Source organism: Flavobacterium sp. N2038 (genome assembly GCF_025947185.1).
In the GTDB taxonomy this organism is placed as follows: Bacteria; Bacteroidota; Bacteroidia; order Flavobacteriales; family Flavobacteriaceae; genus Flavobacterium.
In genome coordinates this window covers 3,806,639-3,829,770 of the sequence record NZ_CP110001.1, presented here as the reverse complement: position 1 = coordinate 3,829,770, position 23,132 = coordinate 3,806,639, and the positions used below count along the sequence as shown (strand labels likewise).

The 23,132-nt window shown below is 32.8% G+C and carries 21 protein-coding genes; 5 read left to right on the top strand and 16 right to left on the bottom strand.

Annotation, left to right across the window (positions count from 1 at the left end):
* Positions 1-139: 139 nt before the first annotated feature.
* The 16 genes from OLM51_RS16940 to OLM51_RS16865 form a co-directional block, all read right to left on the bottom strand.
* A complete protein-coding gene (locus OLM51_RS16940; protein WP_264551779.1) occupies positions 140-1,024 on the bottom strand; it encodes a L,D-transpeptidase in 885 nt (294 codons plus the stop codon).
* A gap of 152 nt (positions 1,025-1,176) precedes the next feature.
* Positions 1,177-1,971, bottom strand: coding sequence for a hypothetical protein (locus tag OLM51_RS16935; protein ID WP_264551778.1), 795 nt, complete (start codon positions 1,969-1,971; stop codon positions 1,177-1,179).
* A 55-nt stretch (positions 1,972-2,026) separates the two neighbouring features.
* Entirely contained in the window at positions 2,027-2,611 is a 585-nt protein-coding gene (locus tag OLM51_RS16930) for an NUDIX domain-containing protein (RefSeq protein ID WP_264551777.1), read from the bottom strand.
* A 52-nt stretch (positions 2,612-2,663) separates the two neighbouring features.
* Positions 2,664-3,935, bottom strand: coding sequence for an adenylosuccinate synthase (locus OLM51_RS16925; protein ID WP_213259332.1), 1,272 nt, complete (start codon positions 3,933-3,935; stop codon positions 2,664-2,666).
* Positions 3,936-4,026: 91 nt separating this feature from the next.
* Entirely contained in the window at positions 4,027-4,485 is a 459-nt protein-coding gene (locus tag OLM51_RS16920) for a Fur family transcriptional regulator (protein WP_026981862.1), read from the bottom strand.
* Positions 4,486-4,669: 184 nt separating this feature from the next.
* Positions 4,670-5,212: a hypothetical protein gene (locus OLM51_RS16915; protein WP_264551776.1), complete on the bottom strand. Its 543-nt coding sequence runs from the start codon at positions 5,210-5,212 to the stop codon at positions 4,670-4,672.
* An 80-nt stretch (positions 5,213-5,292) separates the two neighbouring features.
* Positions 5,293-7,512 carry a RelA/SpoT family protein gene (locus OLM51_RS16910; RefSeq protein WP_264551775.1) on the bottom strand — a complete coding sequence of 740 codons (2,220 nt, stop codon included), beginning with the start codon at positions 7,510-7,512 and terminating at the stop codon, positions 5,293-5,295.
* 259 nt (positions 7,513-7,771) lie between these two features.
* Complete coding sequence (locus tag OLM51_RS16905) at positions 7,772-9,307, bottom strand: serine hydrolase (protein ID WP_264551774.1); 1,536 nt, start codon at positions 9,305-9,307, stop codon at positions 7,772-7,774.
* A gap of 16 nt (positions 9,308-9,323) precedes the next feature.
* On the bottom strand, positions 9,324-10,115 hold the full coding sequence (locus tag OLM51_RS16900) for a TrmH family RNA methyltransferase (protein WP_264551773.1): 792 nt from the start codon (positions 10,113-10,115) through the stop codon (positions 9,324-9,326).
* 361 nt (positions 10,116-10,476) lie between these two features.
* Positions 10,477-11,562 carry a phosphoglyceromutase gene (locus OLM51_RS16895; RefSeq protein ID WP_264551772.1) on the bottom strand — a complete coding sequence of 362 codons (1,086 nt, stop codon included), beginning with the start codon at positions 11,560-11,562 and terminating at the stop codon, positions 10,477-10,479.
* 75 nt (positions 11,563-11,637) lie between these two features.
* Complete coding sequence (locus OLM51_RS16890) at positions 11,638-13,002, bottom strand: S41 family peptidase (protein ID WP_264551771.1); 1,365 nt, start codon at positions 13,000-13,002, stop codon at positions 11,638-11,640.
* A 56-nt stretch (positions 13,003-13,058) separates the two neighbouring features.
* Entirely contained in the window at positions 13,059-14,390 is a 1,332-nt protein-coding gene (locus tag OLM51_RS16885; RefSeq protein WP_264551770.1) for a DUF58 domain-containing protein, read from the bottom strand.
* Positions 14,391-14,546: 156 nt separating this feature from the next.
* Complete coding sequence (locus OLM51_RS16880) at positions 14,547-15,560, bottom strand: AAA family ATPase (RefSeq protein WP_264551769.1); 1,014 nt, start codon at positions 15,558-15,560, stop codon at positions 14,547-14,549.
* Between the two features lie 77 nt (positions 15,561-15,637).
* Positions 15,638-16,843 (bottom strand): DUF4350 domain-containing protein, encoded by a 1,206-nt coding sequence (locus tag OLM51_RS16875; RefSeq protein WP_264551768.1) that lies wholly within the window; start codon positions 16,841-16,843, stop codon positions 15,638-15,640.
* Positions 16,836-17,609: a DUF4129 domain-containing protein gene (locus tag OLM51_RS16870; RefSeq protein WP_264551767.1), complete on the bottom strand. Its 774-nt coding sequence runs from the start codon at positions 17,607-17,609 to the stop codon at positions 16,836-16,838. Before OLM51_RS16870 ends, OLM51_RS16875 begins: the two co-directional genes overlap by 8 nt.
* A gap of 27 nt (positions 17,610-17,636) precedes the next feature.
* Positions 17,637-18,602 (bottom strand): stage II sporulation protein M, encoded by a 966-nt coding sequence (locus OLM51_RS16865; RefSeq protein ID WP_264551766.1) that lies wholly within the window; start codon positions 18,600-18,602, stop codon positions 17,637-17,639.
* A 20-nt stretch (positions 18,603-18,622) separates the two neighbouring features.
* Here OLM51_RS16865 and OLM51_RS16860 point away from each other — a divergent pair, with 20 nt between their 5' ends.
* From OLM51_RS16860 to OLM51_RS16840, 5 genes are all read left to right on the top strand, one after another.
* Positions 18,623-19,366, top strand: coding sequence for an RDD family protein (locus OLM51_RS16860; protein ID WP_264551765.1), 744 nt, complete (start codon positions 18,623-18,625; stop codon positions 19,364-19,366).
* Positions 19,367-19,481: 115 nt separating this feature from the next.
* Positions 19,482-20,345: a hypothetical protein gene (locus OLM51_RS16855; protein ID WP_264551764.1), complete on the top strand. Its 864-nt coding sequence runs from the start codon at positions 19,482-19,484 to the stop codon at positions 20,343-20,345.
* 67 nt (positions 20,346-20,412) lie between these two features.
* Entirely contained in the window at positions 20,413-21,015 is a 603-nt protein-coding gene (locus tag OLM51_RS16850; RefSeq protein ID WP_264551763.1) for a trimeric intracellular cation channel family protein, read from the top strand.
* 10 nt (positions 21,016-21,025) lie between these two features.
* Positions 21,026-21,976 (top strand): GNAT family N-acetyltransferase, encoded by a 951-nt coding sequence (locus tag OLM51_RS16845; protein WP_264551762.1) that lies wholly within the window; start codon positions 21,026-21,028, stop codon positions 21,974-21,976.
* Positions 21,973-23,130 (top strand): DegT/DnrJ/EryC1/StrS family aminotransferase, encoded by a 1,158-nt coding sequence (locus OLM51_RS16840; protein WP_264551761.1) that lies wholly within the window; start codon positions 21,973-21,975, stop codon positions 23,128-23,130. Before OLM51_RS16845 ends, OLM51_RS16840 begins: the two co-directional genes overlap by 4 nt.
* Positions 23,131-23,132: the final 2 nt, after the last annotated feature.

Here is a 23,132-nt window from a genome sequence, read left to right as displayed (position 1 = left end):
AAGTTACCACCAGCTTTAGCTGTAGGTTTACAGAAGATAAGATAAAAGGCTTTAACCGAGTATTCTAAAGTTTTTTAAAAAAAATCCGCTGAAACATTAGTTAAATGTCTCGGCGGATTTTATATGATGATGCAAGTTTTTACATAGTTGTATTTGGCTCAGTTTCTCTTAGCTTTTGATTTTCTAGAATTTCTTTTAAAAATGGTTTTATCTGATTTTCAATTTCGCTTTCTGAAATATTCAACACTTTTGGATTAGATGCTAATTGTAGCCATGGTTTCGGGCCGTCAAAATTATAACTTCCAAAAACTACGACCGGAGTTCCTTTGACTTTTACATTTTCTTCGTCTTTTAAAATCCATTCATCTGCAAATTTGTATAGATATTTGGCATCTTTTTCCTGAAGTCTTAAGCAGGAATGTGAAGCCGGATAACCTGGTAATTCATATTGATGAAAACCAACTCCAAGTTTATTTTCTATATTGAAATTCCATTTTAAATCCCATTCGTCATTAAAAGTACTGGTTGTTTTTTCAGCTTTCCAATTAGTAAAGAATAATCCTGTTGGAGTAGGATCTTTTTTTCTTCCCATATTTGTTGGGCCTGTATGAACCAGTTCACCGTTTTCATAAGCGCCAAAAGTTTGAGTAGGATAGGAGAAAATGATAATTTTTGACACACCTTCTAATGCAGAAACATGAAGCGGAAATGGCATATAGTAAACTAAATCTCCGCTAAAATCTGTTGGAATCACAACAGAATCCAGTTTTTTGAAATTAGCTTTATCGGTTCTGTTTACGGCATAAACAAGATTCATTTTACTACTATCGGCTTCATTGATTTTTAGCCATTCTTTTGTGTTTTGAATTTGATAAGAAATAGCCGAAGCTGGTTTCTTATATTCAATTGCTTTTCTATCTTTTTTATTCTCAGATAGAGGTACAGTTTCGCTTTTTTTACAAGAAGCTAATAAAGCTAACATTAATATAAACAGGGCATTTGCGGAGTAATATAACTTTTTCATGGATCATAATTTTATGAAAATAAAGTTATAAATCATTATGGTCAAAAGCTTACATAATTTTTTGATTTGGTTTCGGGATTTACATTTACAGCTATGATATTTATCTAAATAAAATGATTTTTTTTATTTTTATTAAACAGAATATGAAGTGTTTATCTGTCTGGGTTAAATAAATTTGTTATGTCGTTTTGCATTTTAAATAAATCAATAATACTATGCAGTCCTACAGATTCTTCTAAATGGTGATTTGCTGGAGGCGTATCTACACAAGCCTTTATTAGTTGAATTTGATTAGCAGTGTCGGGTTCGTGTTTTAATCCGTAAACTGAAAATTTAGAAATTCTTTCAATTCCACTATTATATAATTGACCTTTGGCGGATAAATTTTCTAATTCTTCCCAAGTTGGAATTTTATCAAAAACACCATCATAAAATTCTAAAATTGGGCTCTCATTAACGCCAGAAATGGAATGAATATATGCAGCATAAAAATAATTTTCCAATTGAATTGAGATTACATCACCTTTTCTGTAAAAAGTAACGCTTTCTGGAACAGAAGGTTTTCGTTTTAAGGGTGTTGGTGATGATAAGATAAAAAGTTTTATTTCTTCTGATTTTCTAAAGAAATCATCGCTTAAAACAACTTCTTTGTTTAAAAAATCTATTGCATCAATAGCCCTCTTGTTTATTATATCGTCTTTAAAACCATATTTATGTAGAAGAACAGACAGAGCAATAGTTGTTTTTTGTTTGTAATTATTAGAAATTTTACTGGCATTTAAAACACAGTTCCAGCGATTTAATAATTTAGGTAAAATGTATGAAAGCTGTTTTTCCAGGTCTTTTTCATAGCACATTGCATAAAAAGTTAATGTTGCTAAATCGTCATCAATTGATTTTGTAAGGTGCTTTGCGGCAAGTTTATCCAGAATTTGCTGATGTGTCATATTTTTAAAATTAGAACAGTAAATGTGTAGAGATTAATAAAAAATAAGTTTTTTGCTATATCAAACCTTTTATTTTAGCATGCTGCAACAATAAAATTGTTTTAGCATCAGTTATTTCTCCGGACTCGATCATAGCGTAAGCTTCATCAAAAGTATATTCTAAAACTTCAATATTTTCCTGTTCTGCGTCCAAACCGCCACCTGAACTTACTTTCATGTTTTCATCATATTCTCCAACAAACAAATACAGGATTTCTGTTACAGATCCCGGAGACATATAAGTTTCAATTACTTTTTGAACTTTACTTAAGCGATAACCTGTTTCTTCTTCCGTTTCGCGAATGATCGCCTGTTCGGCATTATCCTTATCCAAAAGCCCTGCGCAAACCTCAATCATCATTCCGGTTTTGTTTCCGTTAAGATAAGTTGGTAAACGAAATTGTCTGGTTAGTATTACTGTTTTTTTAGAAGAATTGTAAAGTAGAATACCAGCACCATTTCCGCGATCATAGACTTCGCGAATATGTGATTCTGTTTTTTGATTTTCTTTTGTATAATTAAAAGTTACCTTGTTTAATACATACCAATTGTCTGATAATAACTTAGTTTCGGTTATTTCTATTTCGGGATTTTTTCTCATGTAAATATTGTTTCAAAAAAAACGCTCTGATTATCAGAGCGTTTAAAGTGTATTATTTTGTTATTGTTTGTTTTCTGTCTGGTCCAACCGATACAATTTTGATTGGCACTTCGATTTCTTTTTCAATAAACTCAATATATTCTTTTAGCTCAATTGGCAATTCGTCATAAGTTGTCAATCCTGTTAAGTCTGCTTTCCATCCTTTAAACTCTTTGTAAACCGGAGTAACATTTTCAGGTTCAATGTTATAAGGGAAGTGCGCAATGTTTTGTCCTTTATAGTTGTATTCTGTACAAACTTTTAAAGTTTCGAAACCAGAAAGAACATCACCTTTCATCATCATTAACTGAGTAACTCCGTTAACCTGAACAGCATATTTTAAGGCTACTAAGTCTAACCATCCGCAACGTCTTTGTCTTCCTGTTACAGAACCAAATTCGTTACCCACTTTTGCCATTGTAGCACCAACTTCGTCAAAAAGTTCAGTAGGGAAAGGTCCGCTACCAACACGTGTTACGTAAGCTTTAAAGATTCCGTAAACTTCTTTGATTTTGTTAGGAGCAATTCCTAAACCCGTACAAGCTCCGGCAGCAGTTGTGTTAGATGAAGTTACAAAAGGATAAGTTCCAAAGTCAACATCTAATAAAGATCCCTGAGCACCTTCGCAAAGAATAGATTTACCAGCTTTCTGAGCTTGGTGAATGTATTCTTCACTATCAATAAAGTCTAATTTTTTTAATTCTTCAATAGCTTCGAAAAATTCTTTTTCTAATTCAGCTAAGTTGTATTGAATCGCAACATCATAAAAAGCAATCATTGCCTCGTGCTTGTCTGCCAATGCTCTGTAACGCTCTTTAAAGTCTTCTAATTCAATATCACCAACTCTTAAACCATTTCTTCCGGTTTTGTCCATGTAAGTTGGTCCAATTCCTTTTAGAGTAGAACCAATCTTAGCTTTTCCTTTAGAAGCTTCAGAAGCTGCGTCAAGCAAACGGTGTGTTGGTAAAATTAAATGTGCTTTTCTTGAAATGATTAATTTCTTTTTGATATCAAGGTTGAATTTCTCCAGACCTTCAATTTCTTTTTGAAAAACTACAGGATCAATTACAACTCCATTTCCGATGATATTTATTGAATCTTTATGAAAAATTCCAGAAGGGATTGTTCTAAGTACGTGTTTAATTCCGTCAAATTCTAGTGTATGTCCTGCATTTGGTCCTCCCTGAAAACGTGCGATAATATCATAATTTGAGGTAAGAACGTCAACAATTTTTCCTTTACCTTCATCTCCCCATTGTAATCCTAGTAATAAATCTACGGTCATTCTGTTTTAATTTGCGTTGAGGCAATCTGAGTTGCCCTACTGATTAATGTAGTTAATTTTCTTTTTTATTTTTGAATAATTCCTTTCGGGATTATTGTTTTTGTTTCTTGTTTCCGTAGAAATATAAAGAGTGATTGGTAATCTCAATATCAAATATTTCTTCGATTGTTTTTTTGATGGTCTGAATTCTTGGATCGCAAAATTCAATTACTTCGCCAGAATCGGTCATGATAATATGATCGTGCTGTTTGTCGAAATACGATTTTTCGTAATAAGCCTGATTTTGTCCAAATTGATGTTTTCTAACCAAAGCGCAGTCTAACAATAACTCAATCGTGTTGTAAAGCGTAGCCCTGCTCACGCGATAGTTTTTGTTTTTCATTTTGATATACAAGTTTTCAATATCAAAATGTTCTTCGCTATCGTAAATTTCCTGAAGTATAGCATAACGCTCAGGAGTTTTGCGATGCCCTTTTTGCTCAAGATACATTGTAAAAACATTTTTTACAATTTCTTGATTTTTAGTGTTGTCAGTTGAAATGAGTGTCATATCCGGCAAAGATAAATTTTTATTTTTAATGAATAAAAGTTTCGGGTTTAAAGTTTAACGTTCTAATCTGAATTTGAATTCTAACATTGCATCAAACACAGGCTTTTACAACGATATATTTTAAATAAAATGCATGAACTTAATTAACATAATTATTTTTATTTATGATAAATCTAACAAAGTTTTATTTCGTTTTAGACATGTACATAAACCAGTTCCATTCCCAGGTTTTTCCTTTATCATCAGACATTGCCTGACTCCAGACTGGATTATTTTCGTCTCTGGCATCCCATCTGAATACTTGTAACACCTCTTTCTCTTCAAAAATATCTTTAGAGAAAAAATGTCCTACTTTGTTTTCAAAGGAACCTGTTACGGGTTTGTCTAATGTGCCTGAATTTGAATCGGCCCAATAAATACTCCAGAGTTTTGTTGCCGGATTGAACAATCTGACTGTCATTCCCTCAAATGGTTCTCCATCAAAAGAAGCGAGGAAATTGTCAATATTGCCAATACCGTTTAAAATTTTGTACATCTCCTGAGTAGAAGGAAACTCAATCCATTCGGTACAATTTGCAAATCTTTTTTTTAGTTTTTTATTTCGAATAGTAGATTTTCCCTGAAAAAAATCAAAATCATCTTTAGATGAAGATGCTGAAGCAACAATGATAAGTTCTCCATTTTTATCAAATTGGATTGCAGGAATTTCTAAGTTTTCATTTTCCATAAAAAATATATTATAGTTTAAGTAAAATAATCACAATGATGCTTTCCTTTTGACTTTATTACTTTAAACTTTCGATTTGATTACGTTCTGTATTCTCGGGTAACTTTGTCAACACCATCAATTTTTTTAATGGCATTGATCATTTTTTTCAAAATTGTATTATTTTTTACAATTACCGCGATCTGACCATGAAATATACCGGCATCAGTACTCAAAGATATACTTTGAATATTAACGCTCATATTATTCGAAATAACACGTGTTAATTGATTCGTAAGACCTAAAACGTCCATTCCGGTAATGTTGATAATGGCTTTGAATTCTTCCTGAGAAGAGTCAATCCATTTGGCGCTCATGATTCTATAAGCATAATTAGACTGCATGCCTATGGCGTTTGGACAATCTTTTTTATGCACTTTGATTCCTTCGTTTATGGTTACAAATCCAAAAACATCATCTCCGGGAATTGGATTACAGCATTGCGAAAGTTTATAGTCTAATTTATCATGTTCAGTACCAAAAACCAGCATGTCGTAATTGCTGCTGATAATTGGCTTGTGAATATCTTCATCAGCAGTATCTTTATTTCTTTTGATTTTATTTTTAAAGAAATTAATAAACGAATTGCTTTTTTGTGCCGCATAATCTTTTAATTGCTGATTTTCGATGGCACCAATTCCAACTCTGTAAAATAAATCTAAACTTGTTTTTAATTTAAAAAAGTTAACTAACTCGTTTGTTACTTGTTCGTTAAACGTAATTTTTAAGTGTTTTAACTTTCGTGTAAGGAGTTCTTTTCCTTCTTCGGCAATTTTTTTGGTATTCTCGTTAAGAACATTTTTTATTTTATTTTTTGCTCTTGAGGTCGTTACATATTCCAGCCAGTTTACAGTTGGTTTTTGATTTGCAGAAGTTATAACTTCTACCTGATCACCACTTTTGAGTTCATGATTTAAAGGTACTAAACGTCCGTTTACTCGTGTTCCTCTGGTTTTTATTCCAATTTCGGAGTGAATACTAAAGGCGAAATCTAATGAAGTTGCCCCTTTTGGAAGTGACTTAATTTCTCCTTTTGGCGTAAAGACGAAAATTTCCTTAGAATATAAATTCATTTTAAAATCTTCGACAAAATCAACCGCATTGGTTTCCTGATTTTCTAATGCTTCGCGAAGTAAATTTAGCCAAACATCAAGGCCGCTTTCTTCGGTTGCACCGTTTTTGTATTTGTAATGCGCTGCATATCCTTTTTCGGCGATTTCATCCATACGTTCGCTTCGAACCTGAACTTCGACCCAACGTCCTTTTGGTCCCATTACGGTAATGTGAAGGGCTTCGTATCCGGTAGATTTGGGAGATGAAATCCAGTCACGTAATCGGCTTGGGCTCGGTCTGTAGTGATCGGTTACGATCGAATAAATTTTCCACGCAATGAATTTTTCATCATGAGGATCTGATTTATATACAATTCGAAGGGCAAACTTGTCGTAAACTTCATCGAAGCTTACATTTTGGGCACGCATTTTTCGACGAATTGAATAAATTGATTTTGGACGTCCTTTTATGATGTAGTCAATATCTTCACTGTCTAAAGATTTCTTCAAAACATCCGAAATATCTTTGATGTAAGCATCCTGCTCTTCTTTGGTCTCTCTGATTTTGCTTACAATGTCGTTGTAAACATTGGGCTCAGTATATTTTAAGCCTAAATCTTCCAGTTTGGTTTTAATATTGTAAAGTCCTAAGCGATGGGCGAGAGGAGCATAAATATAAAGTGTTTCTGAGGCAATTTTGGTTTGTTTATATTCCGCCATTGAATCCATAGTTTGCATATTATGCAAACGATCTGCCAGTTTGATCAGGATAACCCGAACATCATCATTAAGAGTAAGGATCATTTTACGGAAATTCTCCGCCTGCATTGAAGCATTTAAATCTTTTTGAACTAATGAAATTTTCGTTAAGCCCTCTACCAGCTGAGCTACTTTTGGATTGAATAAACGTTCAATCTCGTCGACAGTCATTGGAGTGTCTTCAACAACATCATGCAATAAAGCCGCAGCAATTGAGGTCGCACCCAAACCAATTTCTGAGGCAACAATTTTTGCAACTGCAATAGGATGAAAGATATAGGCTTCTCCTGATTTGCGTCTTTGCTCTTTATGGGCATCTACGGCAACATCAAAAGCTTTCCGAATTAATTTTTTGTCTGCGGGGCTTAAAGTCTGATAACTAATTCGTAGTAATTCTTTGTATTCCTGCGCAATAGCTTTATTTTCTTTTTCAATATCAATTTCTGTCATAACGGCATAGTTCAAGTACTAAAAATAAGAATTAGTTTGAACATACGCAAGGGAATGGATTGTTGATTTCAGATTTTAGATTTTAGATTTTTTCATATAAGAATTGGGCTTCGACTTCGCTCAGCCTGACATAGAAAAAAGAATAATTTAGAAATAAGTTCCAATTTTTAAATCCCAAATTCCAAAAAGAGCGAAGCTATTTTTGGAAAATCTAAAATCTAAAATCTAAAATCTAAAATCTAAAATCTAAAATCTAAAATTATTCTTTAGAAAAATCGAGATCCTGAAAATCATAACTAAAGTCAGTCAGATCAGAAATTGGAAGCATTTTTAAGTTAATTGCTTTTCCGTTTCCATCATATTTAAATAATAAATGAGCATCGGCATGGAAAAAGGCATTGTTCCATTTTACAACATAATTACCGTCTTTATAGAAGAATACTTCACCGGCTAATTGCGGAGAGCGTTTAGATGCAAAATATAATTTTCCTTTTTTTTCTGTGATGGTAATTTCACCAAACCAATTGTCTTTGTAAGTTCCAATGATTTTTGAGAAATCAGTTTTCAGTTTGTCTTTTTTGTTTTTTGCAACTGTTGCCCAGACTTCGGCGGTAACTTTATCAGCAGAATCTTCGCTTTCCTTCATTTTGCTGCTATAAATAGTTACATAATCTTCTGATTTTATGCCTAAATAGCTGTCTTTAATTGTATTTGTAATAGCACTAAAAGCTGCTCCGGATTGTTGATTGGTTAAAACAATAATTCCTAACCCTAACTCCGGAATCAAAGTAGTCTGCGTTACATTTCCTTCTAATCCTCCTGTGTGAGAAACTTGTTTGTAGCCTTTTACATCGCTTAAAAACCAGCCTAAGCCATAACCTGAAAAATGAGTATTGTAAGGCGGTCTTGTTTTGGCCGGAATAATAGTTTGCAATTGCCACATTTCGTTGTGTTCTTTTTCAGAAAACAATTGTTTATCACCATATTTACCATTGTTGATTTGCAAAATGGCCCATTTACTCAAATCATTTACACTTGAATAAATTCCGGCAGCGCCATCAAAAAGCTGGTTTTCGTATCTTTTTATTGTTTTTAGTTTTCCGTCAATTGGAACGTGCGGTGTAATAACGTTCGAAGTATCTTTTAATCGTTTTATAGAAGCGACACTTTCATTCATCTCTAAAGGCTTCATAATACGATTTTCTACAAAATCTGCCCAGGTTTGACCACTTACTACGTGTACAATTTCGCCTGCAATAATGTACATTAAATTATCATAATCGTATTTTGTTCTAAAACTTGAAACGGGTTTTAAATAACGTAAGTTATGGACGATATCTTTTGCAGTGAAGTCACTTCCGTCAGGCCAGATCATTAAATCTCCGGCGCCAAGTCCAAGGCCGCTTCTGTGTGTTAATAAATCACGAATGGTGAATTCATTCGTTACATAATCATCATACATTTTAAAATCCGGAAGATATTTAATCACTTTATCATCCCATTTTATTTTGCCTTCGTCAACTAACATTGCCAATGCAGCACTGGTAAATGCCTTGCTGTTTGAAGCGATTCCAAAAAGAGTATTAGCATCTACTTTTTGTTGGGTTGTTATAGATTTTACACCATATCCTTTTGCCAGAACTACTTTTCCATCTTTTACAATAGCAACTGAAATTCCTGGAACATCAAATGCTTTTATCGTTCGGTTTACCAATTCATCTACTTCCTGATTTGTAATTTGTGCAGAAACTGTAAAACTAAATAATAAGGCTAAAAATGAAATTTTGTAATTCATAACTTATGGTTTTAGATTATTTAAATTCTCTTTGACGTTTTGCTTCAAAAATTAAAATTGCAGCTGCAACAGAGACATTCATACTGTCTATTTCGCCTTGCATTGGAATTATAATATTTTGTGTCGCTGCATCTCGCCACTCTTGTGTTAAACCTGTTGCTTCTGTCCCGACAACTAAAGCGGTTGGAGTCGTGAAATTTTGAGTATGGTAGGAAGTTGAATTTTGTAAAGTCGCGCAGTAAAAATCAATTTTGTTTTCCTGAAGAAAAGCAATGATTTCCGCCGTGCTTCCGGTTGCTATCTGGTTGGTAAACAAACATCCAACACTCGAACGCACAATGTTTGGATTGTATAAATCACTTTTTGGATTTGCAATTAAAACTGCGTCTAAATTTGCTGCATCTGCAGTTCGTAAAAGTGCGCCAATATTTCCTGGTTTTTCAGGAGCTTCTGCAACCAAAATTAAGGGGTTTTCAGATAATTTCAGATCCGATAATTTCAGTGATTTAGTTTTGGCTACAGCCAATATACCTTCAGTGGTATCTCTGTAAGCGAGTTTTTGATAAACTTCTTTATTGATTTCGATTAATTGAACCGAAGAAGAAACTAATTGATCAATTTGATTTTCATTGATTAATTCAGGCAAAAATAAAACAGTTTCAATTTCATATCCGCCTTTTATTGCAATCGAAATTTCACGTAAACCTTCGATTAAAAATGTTCCGGTTTGTTTGCGGGCTTTTGCTTTTTCCTGTAGTAAAACAAGAGATTTTATAAACGGATTTTGAACTGAAGTAATTTGTTTCATTTTTTTAAGGCTCAAAGTTGCAAAGGCTCAAAGGTACAGAGTTTTTTTCTTCCTGCAAGGTTTTTAAAACCTTGTCGGTTTTGGATTTTATCTCCATAATTTCTCTGCTTCTGTTTTTGTTAATTCCTGAAAGATTTTTTTTGAAAAATCTATTTTGATAAGTGGAAAATTACGTTGATTCTCACCAGTTAAAATTGATGGTTTGTTTTGAAAATGATTCAGTTGATTTATAAAATCCAAAACCTTTTTATAATTATCAAAGGGATGTAGTTTCTTGTTTTGAATAAAAAAGTTAGCCACGAATTCACGAATTTAACCCATTGGGGAATATAACTTAGTGAATTCATGGCTAATAAAACTTTTATTTTTGTAAAACTTCAGGGATTTCATTGGCAACCGGATGTTCGGCAGTAAAAGTATATCCCATAATTTTAGCAAGGGTTTGCGCAAATTGTTTTTGATAAAGCTGAGAATCAGTTTTAATTTCACCTTTTGCTGCTATTTCCGGACCCATTGTGGCAAACCATATTTGCGAAGCTCCGGCAATATCAGAACCATGATCTGTCCATTGCGATTTTATTTTATCTCCACGACCATGATCTACCGTAATTAGTAAAGTTGTTTTGTTTTTGTATTGGGGATCATTTTGAACAAAATTCCAGATTTCTTCAATCCATTTATCTACCTGATTTGCGGCATCAAGATAGGAACGATAATGGCCATGATGCGCCCATTCGTCTGTCTCTCCGTAAGCAACATAAAGTACTTTTGGCTTTTTAGTTTTTAGTTCGTCCATCGCCTGATAATGGGTAAAAACATCCAGACATTCATCCATATGAAATGGTTTGTACGAGTTGTTACGCATCTCATTTAATAGTTTTTGACTCGCAGTTGGTTTATTTCCTCCAACATTATCAAATGCCGAAATCACAGGGAAACCACTTCTTTCTTCATTTAAAATTCTGTCAAACGCATCCCACGCACCAAAAGCGGCCACTTTTCCTTTTAACTTGGATTGCTGATTTAGAAATTCTAAAACATTTACATTAGGATTGGCTTTATAACTGTTTGAATTGACCTTAAGATCGACATTTCCGGTCATAATCTCACTATACCCCGGATAACTAAACCAATATGGGTTTGCAACATCAACTTTGTTTCCCAGATCGCGGTTGCCGTAAATTTGCCCTTTCGAAACAATTTCTGACCAAAAAAAAGGCATTAATTTTTTACGTGATGCTGTAATGTCAGGGCTTCCATAATTTTTGTAAATATAGGTACTGTCTCCCTGATTGAATTTTTTATCATTGGCAATTGCAGGATCAATTCCCTTAAAAACTTCCTGCCATCTAAAACCATCTGTGGTTATGATGATAATGTTTTCTGTTTTTTGAGCAGTGGTTAAAAAGCTTATTAAAGCAATCGGAATTAAAAATATTTTTCTCATTTTGTATCTTATTTAGAGTAAGTAGATTTCGTAACAATGATAACTAGAGATCAGGTTAAAAACTAACTTACGATGTTATTTCTTTTTTAAATATTTTACAGCTTCTTCGAGAGTTGCATCTCTATTTTTTAAGTAGTCGCTTAAAGTTGGAATAACTTCTATATCTGGTTTTATACCATAACCTACAAATTCTCTTCCATCTGGATATGTATCTTTTTTTGTGCAAATTCTTGCCGATCCTCCTCCGGGTAAATCAAATAGAAAAGGCTGTCCTGTACTAGCAAATGAATTTTGCCCCATCTTAATCATATGTTTTTGAGTATCGGCATAAATTAGAAAATCTTCTGCCGCTGATGCTGTATTGTGACCAAGCAAAATTACAGTGGGAACAACTATTCTTTTTGCCTTTAGTTTTATGGTGTCGGCTTCATAATCAAAATCATAAAAGAAATTATCACGGTAAGATAAATAGGCTTTTTTCTTCCATAAGTTATTTACAGTATCCTTTGCAGTCACAGATTTTCCCCACGCTTTGAAGGCTGGAATGTGCAATCTGCTTTTCGTCTTTGATCCGTAAAGAAGAGTGTCATTGGTTAAATATTGCAATATTGCCATTCCAATGCTTGTACTTCCTCCGCCATTATAGCGTAAATCAATGATTAACGATTTTGCTTTATACAATTCAGGAAGTTTTGCTGTAAACAAGCTGTCAATCTTTTTATTAGAGAAAGAATTTAAAGAAACATAGGCAGTTTCGTTATTCATCCATTTAAAGTCTAAAAGCTGTCTGTCTACTTCAAAAGGCGGAAAAACTTCTTTTTCTTCTGTTTTTTTATGAGTTAAAGTCAGTTCTATGATTTTTTTATTCGGCTTTTTTATTTTGATTTTAAAAGTGTCTCCGTCCAAACCTTTTAACAAACTTGAGATACTCCAGTCTTGTAAAACATAATCAGTTGAAGAAGAAATGTAAGGAGCAACATTTTCATCAATAAATTTTTGAACAAGTTTTCCATTGACTTCTATGATTTCGCTTCCAACAGGAACTTCTTCTTTTTTGCTCAAATTTATTCTCGTTATTATTGCCTTTCCTTCAATATTTTTAACAAAAAGTCTATAGTCCCCAAACATATTGGTCATTTGTATAATGTTATCGGGAAAATAAACATTTGTATGTCCATCTTTTAATAAAGCACAAAACTTTTGAAGTTCGAGGTAATACTCGTAATCGTTTTTTGTATTCTGAACAATAGAAATAAGTTCTTTGTATCTATTATCCCACATCGTCCGATCAACTTTATTCAAATAGACAAAATTGTAATTTACTTCTTGCCAGAACTTTGAAAGTCCGTAAACTTTATCACTAGGGGATAATGTATTTGGAGTTTGTGCCAAAACAGTAATTGTAAAAAAAAGTGATAATAATACAAAAGTTTGTTTCATTATATGGTTTGTTTTATATGGTTAGAGTAGTTTAGATGATTTGAAAAGCGATTCATCTACAAAATCCCTCTGGCTTTTATCTCTAAATATTTATTGATAGCGTCGAGAGTCAAATTTTCGGGTTGTGTAAGTACCGAATGTATTCCGTATTTTTTAAGTTCGTTTACAATAAGGCGTTTTTCGAAAATGAATTTTTCTGCAATTACTTTATCGTAAACTTCTTGTATGGTGCTTGTTTTTTTGTTTATGATCGTATTTAATTCAGTATTCTGAAAGAAAACAACAACCAATAAATGACTCCTTGCAATTCCTTTTAAATAAGGTAATTGTCTGTTTAGGCCATCCATAGTTTCAAAATTGGTATACAAAATAATCAAACTTCTTTGATTGATATTTTTCTTAATATCTACATACAATCGGCTATAATCACTTTCAAAAAAGTCAGTCTTGATATTGTATAAGGTTTCGAGGATTTTTTGCATCTGCGAGCCTCTTTTTTCGGCAAAAACTCTGTTTTCTACTTTTTTAGAAAAAGAAAAAAGGCCGGCTTTATCTTGTTTTTTCAAGATAACATTCGACAAAACAAGAGTCGAGTTTATAGCGTAATCCAGTAAGCTTAAACCGTCAAAAGGCATTTGCATAACACGGCCTTTATCAATCGCCATATAAACAGATTGTGATTTTTCGTCCTGAAACTGGTTGACCATCAAAGCATTTTTCTTTGCAGTCGCTTTCCAGTTTAAAGTGCGCAAATCATCACCCTGAACATATTCCTTAATTTGTTCAAATTCCATTGTATGGCCAATTCGACGAATTTTCTTGATTCCGTATTGGAATAAATTATTCGAAAAAGCCAGTAAATCGTATTTTCTTAATTGAATGTACGAAGGGTAGGCAGGCACCATTTTGTTTTTGTCAAAAGAGAACCTTCTGGAAATTAGTCTTAACGGCGATGAAACATAAATATTTAAAGATCCAAAATTGTATTCGCCACGTTCTGTAGGACGAAGTTCATAACTGATTTCTTTTTGAGATGACGCTTTTAATTTTTTTATAATCTTGAAATCGCGAACCTGAAACTGAAACGGAATTTCGTCAATAATTTTAATGGAAACCGGAAATGTATATTGATTTTTCAGATAGAGGGTAATCGGATTTAAATCTCCGTTTGATAATTTTTCAGGTGTAATTCTCTCTGCTTCAAATCCGTTTTTTGTGATATATAAAAGCAAAATATCGAGACCTAAAAATGTAATAAGCGTTAAAACTCCAAACCAAACGGCATTGTAGATATTAGGAAAAATAAAAGCACAGACAAATAAGGCTATAATGCCCAAAAGCAAATAGAAAAAGAAGTTATTGAGATATAGACTTTTTATGAATTTCATTTTTTATTTAATTTCATGTTTTAGGCTTCATGTTTCAAGTTTAGCTAACATTTTCAGGCTGAGCGAAGTCGAAGCCTTTATGTTGTATCCTTCGACTTCGCTCAGGGTGACATCACTGATGGTTATCGACTCAAATTTCACATTAACAATTCACAATTATCTTGGTATTTCTACCGTTTCAATAATTTGTCTGATAATTTCAGAACTCGAAATTCCTTCCATCTCTCTTTCCGGAGCAACAATAACACGATGTTGTAAAACAGGAATCGTAGCTTCTTTAATATCTTCGGGAGTAACAAAATCACGTCCACGAATAGCGGCAAAACCTTTAGCAGCATTCAATATGGCAATAGAAGCACGAGGCGATGCACCAAGATACAAAAAGGCATTTTCTCGGGTATTGACAACAATACGTGCAATATATTCCAGTAGATTCTGTTCTACTCTAATTTGTCTCACTAAAGCCTGATATTCTTTTATTTCAGCCGAAGAAAGTACCGTTTTAATAGCTTCCAATTTGCCATGATTCTGGAGCAAATGTTCTCTTTGAATAATTAGTATTTCTTCGTCTAATTTTGGATAATCGATCGTGATTTTGAATAAAAAACGGTCCAATTGCGCCTCTGGCAAACGATACGTTCCTTCCTGTTCGATTGGGTTTTGAGTAGCAAGTACTAAAAATGGAGTATCAAGCTGATAAGTTGTGCCATCAATAGTAATCTGACGCTCTTCCATAACCTCAAATAATGCGGCCTGTGTTTTGGCAGGTGCACGGTTAATCTCATCAATTAAAATCAGATTAGAGAAAATAGGCCCTTTTTTGAATTCAAATTCAGAACTCTTTAAATTAAAGATTGAAGTTCCTAAAACATCAGAAGGCATTAAATCCGGAGTAAACTGAATTCGGCTAAAGCCAATATTCAGCGTTTTTGAAAGTAACTTTGCCGTAATTGTTTTGGCAACTCCGGGAACTCCTTCAAGTAAAACATGTCCGTTGGATAAAATGGCCACCAAAAGCTGATCGATCATTTTATGCTGCCCAACAATCACAGTTTCCAATTCTTTTTTAATGATATTGATGTGATCCAATAAAGGCGTTAGATTTATTCTGGTTTCAAAATTCACATTTTCATTTGTGATTTCTGTTGCTGGGGTATTAAAATCGTCCATATTTTGGTTTGTTTTCTTTTGTTGATTATGTGTTTTTTACCATTCCGTAAATTAATTGGAAGCAGTAAAACTTTTGCCTAATGTAAAATTTTTTCTATTGCATTATTAATTCGGATTAAATCTTCTTCAAGACTTCCGTGATAACTTTTCCGGTGTTCATTAATTAAAAATACGAGTTCCTGTATATCAGTTATGTTTTTACCTGTTTTATAATGGAGCTTTTTGATAAATTCATCATCAAGTTTTGTTGTATCCATTAAATACTCATTTCTCATTTTCTCTAAGAAATAAATAATCTTTTTATCGATAATGTTGGTGTGATCTCCTTCCTGATAATATAAGTTTCCAATTGTTTTGGTAAAATCGACCGTTAAATTAGGTAACGGTTTAATGATTGGCACTATTCTTTGTTTGCGCTTAATATTAAAAATAATAAAAATCAGAATGGCAATAATGCAAAAATAGTAGGCCCATTTTAATCCTGGCTGACTAAAAATATAACGCAAAGGTGAGTTGGAAATGGATTCACCGTTTTGCCCTTTTATGTACCAGAAAATATCTCCTTTTGGAATATAGGACAAAACATTTTCGGCATATTGATAATGATTCCCTTTTAATAAATGATAGTTGGTAAAGGCTGCAGGCTGAGTGTGCAAATAAAAGTAACCGTTTTTGTATGGAACTTTTATAAAATTGATGTGTTTTTCATTTTTAACAGAGGTCTGATAGCCTAAAACAGTTGTTTTTGAAGTATCTATTTTGGTGAAATAATCCTCTAAAGATTGCTTAAAAAAGTATTTTTTTGAGCTGAACTTTTTGTTCGCCATCCAGATCGAAGTACTGTTTAAATTTTTAAAATTAGTTTGCACTTCCAGTTTTAAACTATCCATTAAAATTTGAGGAAAATTTCTCATACTCAAAAAAACATTATTACCATGCGAAACAAAGTAAAATAGTTCTTTTACAGACTCATCATCAATATCTTCCTGTTCTGCTATATTAATAAAAGTTCCTTTTATTTTGTAAGCAGAAACCAGAGAATCTTCATCATATTGAGAATCTAAATATTCATATGGTGTTATGGTCGAGATTTTTTCAATCTTAGACCCTTTCATAAGAGTATTGATCTCTTTATCAAAAATAAACAGACCATAAGGAATTTTGTCCTGAACAGAAAAAGTCGGGCGCCAGTCTATAGGTTTAGGTTTGTCCCGGTCTGCAATTAGAATTAAGGCTAAAACAAAAACCAGAATAGCCACATAAATTTTGATGGATTTATTCATTGCTAAAGGTTTTTATGGCTGTTTTAAATCGGTTTTCGGTTTTTATAAAAGTACTTTCATCAATTTCAAATTCACCATACCAAATATAATTGTATAAATAAGACAAATAGGTAAACTCTTCTTTATGAACGGGACTTTGAAGCTCGTACAAATAATCTGAATTGGTTTTTTCGATATCCCATTCTATGTAACGATTTTGCGCCATGACTTTGAGCAGCCATAAATAATAATACCTGACAGCAGCTCTTTTTTGTCCGGACTGAATGCTCTCTTTTATTAATTTTTGGAAATCTAAAAGATGAATGTTTTTCTCTGCGTCTGAATATATAATGGTTCTTTTTTGAGAATTTTTTCCAAATATCCATCGGCCTTCTTTATTGATTAGTGCTTTTACAATGAGATAAATAACGACAATAATGACCAAAACGGCAATTATCTTCATTAATAGTGCTACAAAATTAAGAGAGGCTTCAGGGTTACTAAATGTAAACATTCTTCTAAAGATGCTGGCGAGCCATTCTTTAAAACTATCCCAAAGTGTTTTTTCCAGTGGCTTTGTTTCGTAAACAAAATCAGAATCAGTGTATTTTTTTTTGAAACCTTTAGCAAAAGTTTTTGCTTCAACAGTAGTGGTGTCAATTTGAATGTCTTTTTCAGTATATTTTACAGAGCTGATTTTTGCTGGCTCTTCGATCGTCAAAGAATCCTGTGCATGAGAAGTACTGCAGAAAAGGAGAAAAAATAAAATAAAGAAAATTCTATTCATTATGGTTTCCGATTAATTCAGTTAGGCTTATAATTGTTGTGTTTTTTTGTGTACAATAAACGGATATACCAAATAATAAAATGAAATTATTGCCAATGTAAATAAGATGATAAAGCTGCTTAACCAATTAGGCATATCAATTGAGTAACGGGTAATAAAACCTTCCAGAAATCCGGCACTTATTGTAAACGGAAATGTACTAAGGAAAATTTTGAAACTGTTCTTAAAACCAATTTTAAACGAATTTAGTCTTGAAAAAGTTTTTGGAAATAACATAGAAGTTCCCAAAATAAATCCTGCTGTTGTTTCGATTACAATGGCAAATATTTCCATAGAACCATGAATCCAGATACCTCTCACGCTTTTCCAGAAAACACCCTGTTCAAAAAAGAAATACTGAAAAGAGCCGAGCATGATGCAATTGTTCAGGAAGATAAAAAAAGTTCCAATTCCGGCAAAAATTCCAAAGAAGTAACATTTTGCACCTACATAAAGATTATTCATTGTAATACCAATAAAACTTCCCCAGTTACTGCCTGAACCATATACGGCCATTGGGTCTCCTTTTTTAATGTTTTCTAAAGTCATGTTGACATAATCATTACCAAGGATTAAGCGAACAAAAGTAGGGTCGTATTTTGCTGAAACCACTCCTATTGAGACCGTTACTGCAAACAAAATAAAAGAATACATTAAATAACGTCTGTATTCATATACAAGCAATGGAACATCGGTTAAGAAAAATTCCAGAACGGTGTTTTTTTCAGTTCTTTTGGTTTTATAAATTTTCTGATAGATCTGAGATGCAAGGTGGTTTAAGTAAATTACTGTTTTACTTTTTGGATAATACGTTTGTGCATACGACAAATCATTCATCATTTGAATGTATAAATTAGCTAACTCGTCAGGATTTTTTTTAGCTTTGCCAAAAATAGCTAGCTCAAATTCCAGCCATTTTTCTTTATTCTGTTTTATGAAGGCGACTTCTCTCATTGTAGGCTAAAATATAAAATATGTCAGAATTATCTATTAATACAACACAAAATGTCAAAATAAATTTCATAGCGGCCTCTGTGGGGGAACGATTGGGGGCTTATTTTATTGATTTGCTGATTAAAGGATCCTATATTTTTGTGGTTTCAATGCTGTTTTTTTACTGGCTTCATCTGGATAAATTAATGGACGGTTTAGATTCATGGTCCAGAGGTTCTGTTTTGTTAATGCTTTATTTTCCTGCAATAATCTATTCAATTACATTGGAAAGTATTTTTGAAGGACAGTCGTTTGGAAAAAAACTGGTAAAAATAAAAGTGGTTAAAATTGATGGGTATCAAGCCGGATTTGGGGATTATTTAATTCGCTGGTTTTTCAGAATAATTGATTTTTCATCTTTGTATGGTCTGGTCGCTCTTATTACCGTTGTGTCAAGTAAAAAAGGACAACGTCTTGGAGATATAGCTGCCGGAACTGCAGTAATTACCTTAAAAAACAAAATTAATATAAGTCATACTATTCTGGAAGATATAGGAAATTCGTACGTTCCAACGTATCCATTGGTCATTAAATTATCTGACAATGATATGCGAATTATCAAAGAAACTTTCAAAAAAGCAGATGCTAAAAATGACCATGAAATCATCTACAAATTAGTTGCTAAAATTGAAAGTGTTACCGGGATTAAAAACCAGTCCGGAAATAATAGCGATTTTATAAGAGTGATTTTGAAAGACTACAATTATTATACTCAGAATATGTAAAGAAAATTTGTTGTTTTTCTGCTTTATTTTGTGAGAAAATAAATTGGTTTTGTATCTTAGTCGGAAATCAAAATCCACGAATTTTTAAAAACAAATTACTGAAATTTAAGAACTTATGAAAATTAAAAACGTATTTGCCATTGTAATTATGTTACTCGTTTCGGTTAATATTTTAGCCCAGGGGAAAAAATTAGATAAAATTATAAAAAGAGATTATCAGATCATCGATTGTACCATTGCTAAAATATCTGATAAAGAAGTTGAATATTCTTTACCGGGAGAGACTTTGTTAATTGCCCTTGATGTTTCACAAATTGCCCGAATTGATTTTGGAAGCGGGCGTTCACAAACATTTGATGTTTCGACTCCAAATAATGCATCACAGAATAATGCACCTCAAAATAATTCTGGACAAGAAGCTGCTTCTGCAACATTCAAGCCCAATACGATTGCAGTATTACCAGTTCCTTATATGAATTCTGATAATCAGGAAAGTTCTGAAGATATGGCTAAATTTGCCCAAAATGATCTTTATAATAAATTATTAGATAAATCTGCGAACATTTTTCCTCTTACAGTTCAGGATCTAAGAACAACCAATAGTTTATTGCATAAAGCAGGAATTGATCATAATACGATAGATGAAACACCTATTGAAGATTTGCAAAGAATATTAGGAGTAGATAATATTGTGGCAGCAAAAGTGTCTTATACAATGAATTCCGGTACAACTGCAACAACTTACAACAGCGGGAATGCAAAAATAAGTGATAATAACAAAAAAGTAAAAACCAATGATATTTCGACTACAACAGCAAATACAACGGTTTATTATTATTACACAGTTTACTTTGATATGTATAAAAATGGCACAAAAATTTACTCACAAACCCGTAAACCATTTTTAGCAGTAAAAGACAGTTGGATGGAGTCAATTGCCTATTTATTAAAAAGAAGCCCCATTTACGTAAAAAAATAATTAGTATAAAAGAGGTAATTAATTTAAGTTTTTTTACCTCTTTTTTTTGCCCTTTTAATGAAATAAAATGTTTGATTTACTTGATATAATCGGAACAATGGCATTTGCCATGTCAGGAGCTTTAACAGCAATGCACAAAAAATTAGATCCTTTCGGGGTTTTTATAATTGCGTTTGTGACAGCCGTTGGAGGAGGAACATTGCGCGATGTCCTTATTGGTCGAACTCCGGTAGTCTGGATGCAGGATTTAAAATATGTTTACGTAATTATTTTAGGTTTTTTCCTGACGATTCTTTTTAGAAAAAGGCTGGACAAGCTTAGGACTTCTTTGTTTTTGTTTGATACAATCGGACTTGGTGTTTTTACATTAATCGGACTTGAGAAAGGAATTATAACAGGTTTACACCCTGTGATATGTATAGCACTGGGAACCATGACAGCTTGTTTTGGAGGAGTGCTTCGTGATATTTTATGCAATGAAATTCCAACTATTTTTAGAAGAGAAATCTACGCAACGATTTGTATTTTTGGCGGAATTGTGTTTTTTGGTTTAAAAAAGCTAAATTTAGAAAATGATATTCTTTATCTTTTAACCTCTGTTGTCATAATTACAGTACGTTTATTAGCCGTAAAATTCAAATGGTATCTGCCGGCTTTTGATCATAAATAAAATTTTTAAAGTGGCTAAATTTTCAGTAAAAAAATACGATACAAGCGATTACGAATTATGGAATAATTTTGTCCATCAGGCAAAGAATGCGACATTTTTATTTCATCGTGATTTTATGGAATACCATAGCGATCGCTTTGAGGATTATTCTCTTTTAGTTTTTGAAGAAGAAAAATTACGGGCAATTCTTCCTGCCAATAAAACTGGAAATTCGATCTATTCGCATCAGGGACTTACTTATGGGGGACTGGTTTATTTGCCAAAATTAAGAGCAGAGAAAGTCGAATCTATTCTCGATGAAATCCTGTTTTTTCTCAAAGAAAATGGTATAGAAAACTTCTACTATAAACCCATTCCGGGGTTTTATTTTCCAGCGGGAAATAAAGAAATGGACTTTTTTTTATTTAAAAGAGAAGCACAGCCTGAAAGAAAAGAAATGAATCTGGCGATCAACTTAAAATTGCCATTGAAGATTTCAAAAAGCAAAATGAAACATTTCAGAAGAATCGAAAATCTTGATTTAGATATCGTTGAAGAAGAAGATTTTGAGCCTTTTTGGGAATCGGTTCTGGAGCCCAGATTGTTAGAGAAATTTAATGCGAAACCAGTTCATACCAAAGAAGAAATGACACTTTTAAAGCAAAAGTTTCCCGATAAAATAAGACAATATTCTGTTTATCAAAATGATCAGATTATCGCCGGAATTACCATCTTTGAAACGCAAAACGTTGTAAAGTCGCAATACGGAGCTACTTCTGAAAAAGGAGAAGAAGTAAGAGCACTTGATTTTTTATTTATTAATCTGATTCATAAATACAAAAGAAAAGGAAAGCATTTTTTTGATATGGGAATTGTAAATGAAGAAAATAAAAGCGGATATCATACCGGACTTTTGCAACAAAAAGAAGAATTGGGCTGTTCTGTTTACAATCAGGATTTCTACAAAATTGCTTTAAAATGATACCGTTTCTGGATCTGAAAAAAATAAACGAACCGTATGAAACTGCTTTTCGGGAAAAACTGAAAGAAGTTTTAGAAAACGGCTGGTATATTTTAGGAAAAGAATTGCAAACTTTTGAAAAGGCTTTTGCCGAATATTGCCAGACGAAGTATTGTATTGGAGTTGGAAACGGATTTGATGCTTTGGTTTTAATTTTTAAAGCATATATTGAGCTCGGAAAACTAAAAAAAGGCGATGAGGTCATTGTACCTGCCAACACTTATATTGCAAGTATTCTGGCGATTTTACAAGCCGATTTAGTTCCGGTTCTGGTTGAGCCAAAGCTGGAAACCTACAATATAAATCCGGATTTAATTCAGCAGAAAATCACTTCAAAAACAAAAGCTATTTTAGCAGTTCATCTCTACGGACAATTAGCTGAAATGGATAAAATAAATTCAATTGCAGAAAAATATAATTTAGTTGTAGTTGAAGATTGTGCGCAAGCGCATGGTGCAAAAGGAAATTTTAAATTCCAATCCCGAAACCTTGGGGTAAATTCCAAATTCCAATTAGAAGAAAGGATAAAATCTAAAACCTACAATCTAAAATCAGCAATTGCATACAGTTTTTATCCGGGAAAAAATCTGGGCTGTCTGGGCGATGGCGGAGCCATTACAACAAACGATGAGGAGCTGGCAAAAGTGCTTTATTCACTTCGGAATTATGGCTCAGAAAAGAAATATTATAATGATTATATTGGCGTAAATTCAAGACTGGATGAGTTACAAGCTGCTTTTTTAAATTTAAAATTGCCCAGTTTAAATGCAGATAATGAAAAGCGCAGAACAATTGCAAAAAGATATTTAACTGCAATTAAAAACGATAAAATAATACTGCCATTTTGGGATTTATCTCATAATCATGTTTTTCATTTATTTGTTATCAGAACCGAAAATCGGGATGATTTACAAGATTATTTAGCTCGGAATACTATTCAGACCGTTATTCATTATCCAGTTCCGCCACATAAACAAAAGGCTTTTGGAGAATGGAATAACTTGTCATTTCCTATAACAGAGAAAATTCATAACGAAGTTTTAAGTTTGCCAATGAGTCCGGTTTTAACAGAAACCGAAGTAGATTTTATTATCGAAATTTTAAATAAGTACTAGTT

Bases quoted from the DNA above. Each gene is read 5' to 3' on its own strand.
- OLM51_RS16940 (WP_264551779.1), bottom strand. From the start codon at position 1,024: ATGAAAAAGTTATATTACTCCGCAAATGCCCTGTTTATATTAATGTTA.
- OLM51_RS16935 (WP_264551778.1), bottom strand. From the start codon at position 1,971: ATGACACATCAGCAAATTCTGGATAAACTTGCCGCAAAGCACCTTACA.
- OLM51_RS16930 (WP_264551777.1), bottom strand. From the start codon at position 2,611: ATGAGAAAAAATCCCGAAATAGAAATAACCGAAACTAAGTTATTATCA.
- OLM51_RS16925 (WP_213259332.1), bottom strand. From the start codon at position 3,935: ATGACCGTAGATTTATTACTAGGATTACAATGGGGAGATGAAGGTAAA.
- OLM51_RS16920 (WP_026981862.1), bottom strand. From the start codon at position 4,485: ATGACACTCATTTCAACTGACAACACTAAAAATCAAGAAATTGTAAAA.
- OLM51_RS16915 (WP_264551776.1), bottom strand. From the start codon at position 5,212: ATGGAAAATGAAAACTTAGAAATTCCTGCAATCCAATTTGATAAAAAT.
- OLM51_RS16910 (WP_264551775.1), bottom strand. From the start codon at position 7,512: ATGACAGAAATTGATATTGAAAAAGAAAATAAAGCTATTGCGCAGGAA.
- OLM51_RS16905 (WP_264551774.1), bottom strand. From the start codon at position 9,307: ATGAATTACAAAATTTCATTTTTAGCCTTATTATTTAGTTTTACAGTT.
- OLM51_RS16900 (WP_264551773.1), bottom strand. From the start codon at position 10,115: ATGAAACAAATTACTTCAGTTCAAAATCCGTTTATAAAATCTCTTGTT.
- OLM51_RS16895 (WP_264551772.1), bottom strand. From the start codon at position 11,562: ATGAGAAAAATATTTTTAATTCCGATTGCTTTAATAAGCTTTTTAACC.
- OLM51_RS16890 (WP_264551771.1), bottom strand. From the start codon at position 13,002: ATGAAACAAACTTTTGTATTATTATCACTTTTTTTTACAATTACTGTT.
- OLM51_RS16885 (WP_264551770.1), bottom strand. From the start codon at position 14,390: ATGAAATTCATAAAAAGTCTATATCTCAATAACTTCTTTTTCTATTTG.
- OLM51_RS16880 (WP_264551769.1), bottom strand. From the start codon at position 15,560: ATGGACGATTTTAATACCCCAGCAACAGAAATCACAAATGAAAATGTG.
- OLM51_RS16875 (WP_264551768.1), bottom strand. From the start codon at position 16,843: ATGAATAAATCCATCAAAATTTATGTGGCTATTCTGGTTTTTGTTTTA.
- OLM51_RS16870 (WP_264551767.1), bottom strand. From the start codon at position 17,609: ATGAATAGAATTTTCTTTATTTTATTTTTTCTCCTTTTCTGCAGTACT.
- OLM51_RS16865 (WP_264551766.1), bottom strand. From the start codon at position 18,602: ATGAGAGAAGTCGCCTTCATAAAACAGAATAAAGAAAAATGGCTGGAA.
- OLM51_RS16860 (WP_264551765.1), top strand. From the start codon at position 18,623: ATGTCAGAATTATCTATTAATACAACACAAAATGTCAAAATAAATTTC.
- OLM51_RS16855 (WP_264551764.1), top strand. From the start codon at position 19,482: ATGAAAATTAAAAACGTATTTGCCATTGTAATTATGTTACTCGTTTCG.
- OLM51_RS16850 (WP_264551763.1), top strand. From the start codon at position 20,413: ATGTTTGATTTACTTGATATAATCGGAACAATGGCATTTGCCATGTCA.
- OLM51_RS16840 (WP_264551761.1), top strand. From the start codon at position 21,973: ATGATACCGTTTCTGGATCTGAAAAAAATAAACGAACCGTATGAAACT.